Genomic DNA, 7744 nt, shown 5'->3' on the forward strand with positions numbered 1-7744 from the left:
CGGTTGCGCAAATCCAGCCAAGAATCGAAGATCGACACGTGGGCAACCTCGAGAAAAAGCCTTGTCGAAACGACGTCGCTCCCGACACCGCGTGCGTCCGTCAGCCGGGCGCGTCCCAATCCGCGCCCGCCGAGCGGGGGATGTCCTCAGGCCGCGCGATCGGCAAGATCCTTGGGCATGATGTGCCGCGACTCCGACAACAGGACCTCCGCGAGCTGTTGCGCCCCCGGACAGGGCGGGATGGCGTCGATCGCGTCCTTCACCAACCCGCGGAGCAGATCGACCGCACCGGTCACGCCCAGCTCGCCTGCCGCGCTCGGGCGGTGGAGCAGCGCATCGCGACCGACCGGTTTGCCGACCTCCTGCGCGCTCGCGGCGACGTCACGAAGATCATCGGCGACCTGATAGGCCTCGCCGATGCGGTCGCCGACCACACGCCAGGCATCGGCATCGGCGCCTGCGACCTGAGCCCCGGCCGCGGTGGCCGCGGCGAACAGCGCACCGGTCTTGGCGCGGTGGTAGTCGGCCACGGAGACCCGAGGCTCGCACTCCCACGCCTGGCCGGCGACGATGCCGGAGGGCATGCCCACGGCGCGACTCACCGTCATCAGAAGCGGGGCCAGCCGTTCCGGGCTGCCGGCCAGGGTCCGCGCCAGGTTCTCGAAGGCGAGCACGATCAGCGCGTCACCGGCCAGCACGGCCAATGGCTCACCAAAGGCCCGGTGCACCGAGGGAAGTCCGCGGCGCAGCGGCGAGTCGTCGAAACAGGGCAGGTCATCGTGGACCAGCGAGGCGCAATGAAGCAGCTCGATGGATGCCGCAACCGCATCGGCGGCCTCGACATCGCGGCTGCCGCAGGCCGCGGCGACGGCGAGACACAGCCGCGGCCGGACCCGTGCACCCCCCGGAAACACGGCGTGCCGGACCGCCTCGGCGAGTCGGGGTGGACAGCTCTGCGTCATCGCCGATTCCAACGCCGAGGCCAAGGCCTGCTCGATTCGCGCGGTCGCATCCATCGCTGATCCCCAGGTCGCCACCATTTGTAAGGATTGGTTGACACTTTTCCGTGTCATGTACAATAGACAGCGATGTCTAAGGCGTCAAATGCAAATCAACAGAGGTCATCACCCGATGCCCACAGAAAAAGTCATCGTCGTCGGCGCCGGCATCGGCGGACTCGTCACCGCGGTGGACTTGGCCTCGCGCGGACTCGAGGTCCATGTCCTGGAGCGCGCCGCCACCCCGGGAGGCAAGATGCGGGAGGTCCGGATCGGCGACCACCGGATCGACGCCGGACCCACCGTCTTCACCATGCGCTGGGTCTTCGAGGAGATCTTCACCGAGGCCGGTGCATCCCTCTCGGACTACCTGAAGCTGCGGCCGGTCGAGATCTTAGCACGGCACGCCTGGAGCGAGCAGGAGCGCCTGGATCTGTTCGCCGATCAGGAGCGCACGATCGATGCGATCGGCGACTTCGCGGGTGCGGCCGAGGCCCGGCGGTACCGGGGGTTTTGCGAGCACGCCCGGACCATCTTCGAGACCCTCGACGGTCCCTTCATTCGCTCATCGCGCCCCAACCCGCTCAGCCTGGTGAGCCGCTGCGGCGTCTCCGGCTTCCCCGGTCTGCGCCGGATCAAGCCGTTCGACAGCATGTGGCAGGCCCTGGGTCAGCACTTCAAGGACCAGCGGCTGCGCCAGCTCTTCGGCCGCTACTCGACCTATTGCGGCTCCTCGCCGTTCCTCGCCCCGGCCACCCTGATGCTGATCGCCCACGTGGAGCAGCAGGGCGTCTGGCTGGTCGAGGGCGGGATGCACCAGACCGCGGTGGCCCTGGCGCGCCTCGCCGAGTCACTTGGCGCGACGGTCCGCTATCAGGCGGATGTGGCGGAGATCCTCCAGGAGCGCGGACGGGCGGGCGGGGTGCGCCTCGCCTCCGGCGAGCAGATCCATGCCGACGCCGTCGTCTTCAACGGCGACGTGGCGGCGCTCGCCGCGGGGCGTCTGGGGTCCGGCGTGCGCCAGGCGGTCGCCAAGGTCCCGCCGGCCGGGCGTTCGCTCTCGGCGATCACCTGGAGCCTGGTGGCACGCACCGAGGGCTTCCCGCTGCTGCGCCACAGCGTCTTCTTCGGTCGGGACTATGCCGCCGAGTTCGACGACATCTTCGGCCGCTCACAGGTGCCGCGCGAGGGCACCATCTATGTGTGCGCCCAGGACCGCGGCGACCGCGACGACGAGGCGCCTCAGGGACCCGAGCGACTTCTCTGCCTCCTCAACGCCCCGGCCAAAGGCGATCGGCATCCATTCGACACTGCGGAGATCGAGCAATGCGAGCAGCGGGCATTCTCCCTATTGGAACGCTGTGGTCTGCAGGTTCACCGAACCCCCGAGACGAGCCGGGTGACGACCCCGGCGGTCTTCGAGCAGCTCTTCCCGGCGACCGGGGGGGCGCTCTACGGCCAGGCGTCCCACGGCTGGCAGGCCTCCTTCACGCGACCGCCGTCGCGCAGCAAGCTGGCGGGTCTCTACCTGGCGGGGGGCAGCACGCATCCGGGCGCGGGGGTGCCCATGGCGGCGATGTCGGGTCGGCTGGCGGCGGCGGCGCTGCTCTCGGACCTCGCTTCGACCTGAGGGTCACGCCGGGTGGTTACCTCTGGTGGTATCTCGATGCCCTGAGCGATGACGGCGACCATGGCCTGACGATCATCGCGATGGTCGGCAGCGTCTTCTCGCCCTACTACGCCTGGGCGCGCAGACGCGGCAGGCCAGACCCGCTCGACCACAGCGCGCTCAACGTCGCGCTCTACGGGAAGGCCGGCAAGCGCTGGACCATGACCGAGCGCGGCCGCAAGGGGCTGCGCCAGGAGGCAGGGCGGCTGGACATCGGTCCGAGCAGTCTCACCTGGGACGGCGCGGCCCTGACCATCGAGGTCAACGAGCTCACCGCCCCCATCCCGTCACGGGTGCGCGGTCGGATCCGGGTGGTCCCGGCGGCCGTCAACCGGCGCGAGTTCGCCCTCGACCCCGCGGGACGCCATCTCTGGTGGCCGATCGCACCGATCTCGCACGTCGAGGTCGAGCTGGAGCGTCCGGCCCTGCGCTGGAGCGGCCAGGGGTACCTCGACTCGAACCGCGGGGAGGAGCCGCTCGAGGACGCCTTCCAGTGCTGGGACTGGTCGCGCGCCAACACCCCGAAGGGCACGGCCATGCTCTATGACGTGACCGCGCGCCGGGGAGACGGCGCCACGCTGGCGCTGCGCTTCAACGCGGCGGGTGAGGTCGAGGAGCTCGCGCCCCCGCCGCGGGTGCGCCTGCCCACGACCGGGGTCTGGCGCATCGCGCGGGGGACTCAATGCGAGTCCGGACACCGGGCACGGGTGATCGAGACCCTCGAAGACACCCCCTTCTACGCACGCTCACTCGTGGAGACCCGGCTCTGCGGCGAAACGGCCACCTGCGTGCACGAGAGCCTCTCGCTGGATCGCTTCGCCTCCGGGTGGGTGCAGGTGCTGCTGCCGTTTCGCATGCCGCGCATCGCCGGTTGAGCGAGACCGCCGGCCAGGGCGAGCCACGCAGGACCCCGCCCGCGTGCGATCGCCGCCTGGATGAAACGCCACCGGCCGGCCCCGACCCGGCCGCGCTGTGTTGACGTCCGACCCCGCCGACCTATGCTTCGGATGAGGGCGGGATGGTCGGCCGGCCACGGCCGGAGCCGGCGTGCCACTCGGAGAGGGCGTTTCCAGCCCAGCAGGGAAGCCTGCCGTCGCGGCAATCATCTGGATGCCGCGGCGGTTCCTAGCGATCGATCCCGATCCGCCCACCCTGCGTTGACGGCTCGGCGGGGGCCTCCGACTTGACGCTGGTCTCCAGGCAGGTGACATGACGAAACGCATCTTGGTCACCGGGGCGGTTGCCCTCGTACTGACAACCGCATTGATGGTGATTCTCTGGATCCTGGGGGTCGGAGAGGACACGTTCCTTCGCGAAGCCCTGTTCAAGGCGGCGTCGCTCATCGCGGTCCTCATCCTGGCCGCCCTTGCCATCGGCGGCCTGATGGCGAAACCGCGCTCTCGCGGCAGCTCACGCGCGGATCGGCGTTGATGGTTGCCTGGGAGTGGATGATCGGACCGGGAGGTGTCGCGGCCGCCGTTGTATCCGTTTTGCTCGTTGGCGCGATTCTGACGTACAACCAGCTGGCGCGCGGACAACTCCGTGTCAGCGAAGCCTGGTCGGGGATCGCGGTTCAACTGCAGCGACGGGGTGACCTGATTCCCAACCTGATCGAGTCGGTCAAGGGGTACGCGGCACTCGAACGCGAGATCTTCCAGACGGTGACCGAGGCTCGCACCGCCCTGCGCAGGGCCACGGGTCCGGGCGAGGCCACTTCGGCGAATACCCGCTTGACTCGGGCACTGGGACAACTGTTCGCGGTCGCCGAGAACTACCCCGACCTCCGGGCGTCGGAAAACTTCAGAAGTCTGCAGCAGGAGTTGTCCGCCGTGGAGGAGAAGATCGCCTACGCACGCCAGTTTTACAATCGCAACGTGTTGGCCTACAACGCGATGATCTCGACCTTCCCCCACATGCTGATGGCGCGCATCGCACATTTCGAGAGCGGGCAGAGCTCGAAGCGGTCGTTGCGCAGCAATTCGCTCAGATCGGAAACTACGATACCCGGTTGAAAACAGTTGCAGCAGCCATTGTGTCGACGCTTTGGCTACCGCTCGATCTCTTCAAGGCCGCATGGCGGGCGGTGCCCCCACTCGGGCTCATTCTGACGCTGTTGCTGCTGCCTGTATTCGGCCTGGTCGCGTTTGGGCTCTATGGTGCAGTGTCGGAAGGCAACCTCGCTTTCGCGCTGATCATGCTCTTGCCTGTCCATGTCGCCTTGTTGGCGCCCCTCGCGGGGTCGCTCTTGCTCAGGGCCGTCTCCCGTACACGTATCTTCCTGGCGGACGCCGAAGCATGCCTGCTGACACTGAATCCCGACGCCCTGGCCGTGGCCCTGACCAAATTGTGGGCCAGGCAGACGCCACAGATGCCCGTCAGCGTCAGCCTGGCGCATCTCTTTGTCGTCGCGCCGTTCCCGGGAGAGGCATCTCATGCCCATCCGTCGGTCGAGCAGCGTGTCGCAGCACTGAGGCAGCTGAGCCCCAGCCTGTCGCCCGAGATGGTCGCCGCCGCAAGCCAAACCGCGACCGACTTTCGGGCGATTCCGGGCACACGCCCATCTCGGCCAGTGGCTGATGGGGCGGCAGGGCGCCCCCACCCGGATTCGGTGCTGTTGAATCCCTCGGGGGGAAAAACCCTGCGGCGATCGGACCAGGACAATGCGATCGGCGGACCTGCGCCGGCCAAGCCGCCTGGTGTTGCCATGGTCGTCGTCGGGGCCCTCGGCCTCGCCGTCGCTCTGATGACCTTCCTCACTCACCCCGCATTCGGATACCTGGTGATTCCGCAGGCAGGTTACTCGTTGATCGTCCTGCTCGGCGGGGTCCGGATGCTCACGCGCAAGGCCTACGGTTTCGCCCGCACAGCTTCAATCATCGCCCTGTTTCCGTTCGGACCCTTTTCCCTGTTGACTCTGCCCATCGGGATTTGGGCGCTCACCACGCTCAATCAGCCGGACGTGAAAGCCGCGTTTCCGGGGCCGCCAAGGCAGACCGGCACCTGACCCGAGAGGGAGCAGGCATCAGGCCGAGCCTCCGCCAGCGGGTGCCCGAGGTGAGGGGTCCGGGCAGCCCGCCGCAGACAGGCGGGTGACACGGATGCCGAGGGGCAGCGGCGCTCTCGCGCCGGCCTCCGCCGGCGACAGCCCGATCAGATGAAACCGTCCTTGTTTTGCGCCTTCGTGCGGGCGTCCTGCCGCGTGACCAGTCCCTTGTCGACCAGCTCCTTGAGGTTCTGATCCAGGGTCTGCATCCCGTGGGCCTGACCGGTCTGGATCGCCGAGTACATCTGGGCCACCTTGGCCTCGCGGATCAGGTTGCGGATGGCGGGTGTCCCGATCATGATCTCATGGGCGGCCACGCGGCCCCCGCCGACCCGTTTCATCAGGGTCTGGGCGATGACCGAACGCAAGGACTCCGACAACATCGCCCGAACCATCTCCTTCTCGGCCGCCGGAAAGACGTCGATGATGCGGTCGATGGTCTTGGCCGCGGACGTGGTGTGCAGGGTGCCGAAGACCAGGTGCCCGGTCTCTGCGGCGGTCAGCGCCAGCCGGATGGTCTCCAGGTCGCGCATCTCGCCGACCAGGATGATGTCGGGGTCCTGTCGCAGGGCGGAACGCAGCGCCTCACTGAAACCCAGGGTATCGCGGTGGACCTCGCGCTGGTTCACCAGGCACTTCTTGCTGGTGTGCACGAACTCGATCGGATCCTCGATCGTGAGGATATGCGCGTACTCGGTCTCGTTGAGAAAGTCGACCATGGCGGCCAGGGTCGTGGACTTGCCCGAGCCGGTCGGGCCGGTCACCAGGATCAGGCCTCGCGGGACGCTCACGATCTGCTTGAAGCTCGCCGGCGCGTTCAGCTCTTCCAGCGACATGACCCTGGAAGGGATGGTGCGGAAGACCGCCCCGGCGCCGCGCTTCTGGTTGAAGGCGTTGACGCGGAAACGCGCCAGACCGGGGATCTCGAACGAGAAGTCGGTTTCGAGGAACTCCTCGAAATCCTTGCGCTGCTTGTCGTTCATGATGTCGTAGACGAGCGAGTGCACGGAGCGATGCTCGAGCGGCGGGACATTGATGCGGCGCATGTCGCCGTCGACCCGGATCATCGGTGGGAGTCCGGCCGACAGGTGCAGGTCCGAGGCGTTGTTCTTGACGCTGAAGGCGAGGAGTTCGGCGATGTCCATATTGTGCTCCCGACAGGGTCTTCCCGAGCGGCCGGCAGGGGTCCGGCCGAATGGCCCAGGCACTAGGATAGCCCGAAGCGGGATCGCCTGAGGAGCGGATTTTGTCGGGTCAGTCGGTCGGACCGGCCGTCGTCGACCGACGCAACGGCTCGGTCGGCGCTGTCGCCGGGTCAGTGAAGTCGATTGGCATCACGTCGGATGGCGCATCCCCGATGCGCCGGAGGGAGATGACGCGGGCGGCGGCGAAGGGCGCGAAGCGGTCCCGGCGCCTGGGATTGCGGATCCGGTGCGGGGCGGCGGAAAGCGCAGGCCCGAACGGCCCGGCGGGCCGCGCGCACACTCGCGGATGCGCGCCGCCTCGGGAGAGGAGGTTCAGGCAGAGAGCGCCGCTGGGGCCGAACCTTCGCTCGCGAGGTGGTCGACCGGCGTCGCGGCGATGTGGTTGGCGTAGCTGCTCAAGGTCACCAATGCGATCCCGGTGATGACCTCGAGCAGGTTCTCGCGCGTGAAGCCGGCACGCAGGAAGGATTCGACCTGATCCTCAGCAACCCACCCGCGATGCTCGCTCACGAGCGCCGTGAAGCGACGCAATGCCTGCAGACGGACGTCGTCCAGCCGTTGCCCCCGGCGGATGGCGGATGCAACCTCCAGCGCCTGGGCGTCGTCCCCGAGCATCGGGTTCGGCGCCGAGCAGTAGTGACAATGGTTAGCGTGCGCGGCAGCGATGTAGACCACCTGTTGCTCGAGCGGGCTCAGACTGGAGCCGGCCAGCAGGGCCGTGAGCTGACGATAGGCGTCGAGCGCCACCGGCGACTCGGCGAGTGTGCGAATCAGGTTGGGAAGCTGCCCGCGATCGTCCCGCAGAGCGGCCAAGATGGCGCGGGAGGGG

General features: G+C 68.0%; 8 protein-coding genes. 5 read left to right on the forward strand and 3 right to left on the reverse strand.

Annotation, left to right across the window (positions count from 1 at the left end):
- Positions 1-146: 146 nt before the first annotated feature.
- Complete coding sequence (locus LJE61_RS13935) at positions 147-1016, reverse strand: polyprenyl synthetase family protein (RefSeq protein ID WP_296912600.1); 870 nt, start codon at positions 1014-1016, stop codon at positions 147-149.
- 115 nt (positions 1017-1131) lie between these two features.
- On the opposite strand from LJE61_RS13935, the gene crtD reads away from it, so the two are divergent.
- From crtD to LJE61_RS13960, 5 genes are all read left to right on the forward strand, one after another.
- The gene (crtD, locus tag LJE61_RS13940; protein ID WP_296918691.1) at positions 1132-2628 is read left to right on the forward strand and encodes a 1-hydroxycarotenoid 3,4-desaturase CrtD; all 1497 of its coding nucleotides are present in this window, start codon (positions 1132-1134) and stop codon (positions 2626-2628) included.
- An 80-nt stretch (positions 2629-2708) separates the two neighbouring features.
- Complete coding sequence (locus LJE61_RS13945) at positions 2709-3542, forward strand: carotenoid 1,2-hydratase family protein (RefSeq protein ID WP_296918693.1); 834 nt, start codon at positions 2709-2711, stop codon at positions 3540-3542.
- Between the two features lie 334 nt (positions 3543-3876).
- A complete protein-coding gene (locus tag LJE61_RS13950; RefSeq protein WP_296918695.1) occupies positions 3877-4098 on the forward strand; it encodes a hypothetical protein in 222 nt (73 codons plus the stop codon).
- On the forward strand, positions 4098-4679 hold the full coding sequence (locus tag LJE61_RS13955; protein WP_296909341.1) for a LemA family protein: 582 nt from the start codon (positions 4098-4100) through the stop codon (positions 4677-4679). The genes LJE61_RS13950 and LJE61_RS13955 overlap by 1 nt, the downstream gene beginning before the upstream one ends.
- A complete protein-coding gene (locus LJE61_RS13960) occupies positions 4676-5671 on the forward strand; it encodes a M48 family metalloprotease (protein ID WP_296909342.1) in 996 nt (331 codons plus the stop codon). The genes LJE61_RS13955 and LJE61_RS13960 overlap by 4 nt, the downstream gene beginning before the upstream one ends.
- 146 nt (positions 5672-5817) lie before the next feature.
- Here LJE61_RS13960 and LJE61_RS13965 read toward each other — a convergent pair whose 3' ends face one another.
- Positions 5818-6855 carry a type IV pilus twitching motility protein PilT gene (locus tag LJE61_RS13965; protein WP_296909343.1) on the reverse strand — a complete coding sequence of 346 codons (1038 nt, stop codon included), beginning with the start codon at positions 6853-6855 and terminating at the stop codon, positions 5818-5820.
- Positions 6856-7227: 372 nt separating this feature from the next.
- On the reverse strand, positions 7228-7744 hold a 517-nt coding region (locus tag LJE61_RS13970), incomplete at its 5' end, for a carboxymuconolactone decarboxylase family protein (RefSeq protein WP_296918697.1).

Origin of the sequence: Thiocapsa sp. (genome assembly GCF_022340925.1) — a bacterium.
In the GTDB taxonomy this organism is placed as follows: domain Bacteria; phylum Pseudomonadota; class Gammaproteobacteria; order Chromatiales; family Chromatiaceae; genus Thiocapsa.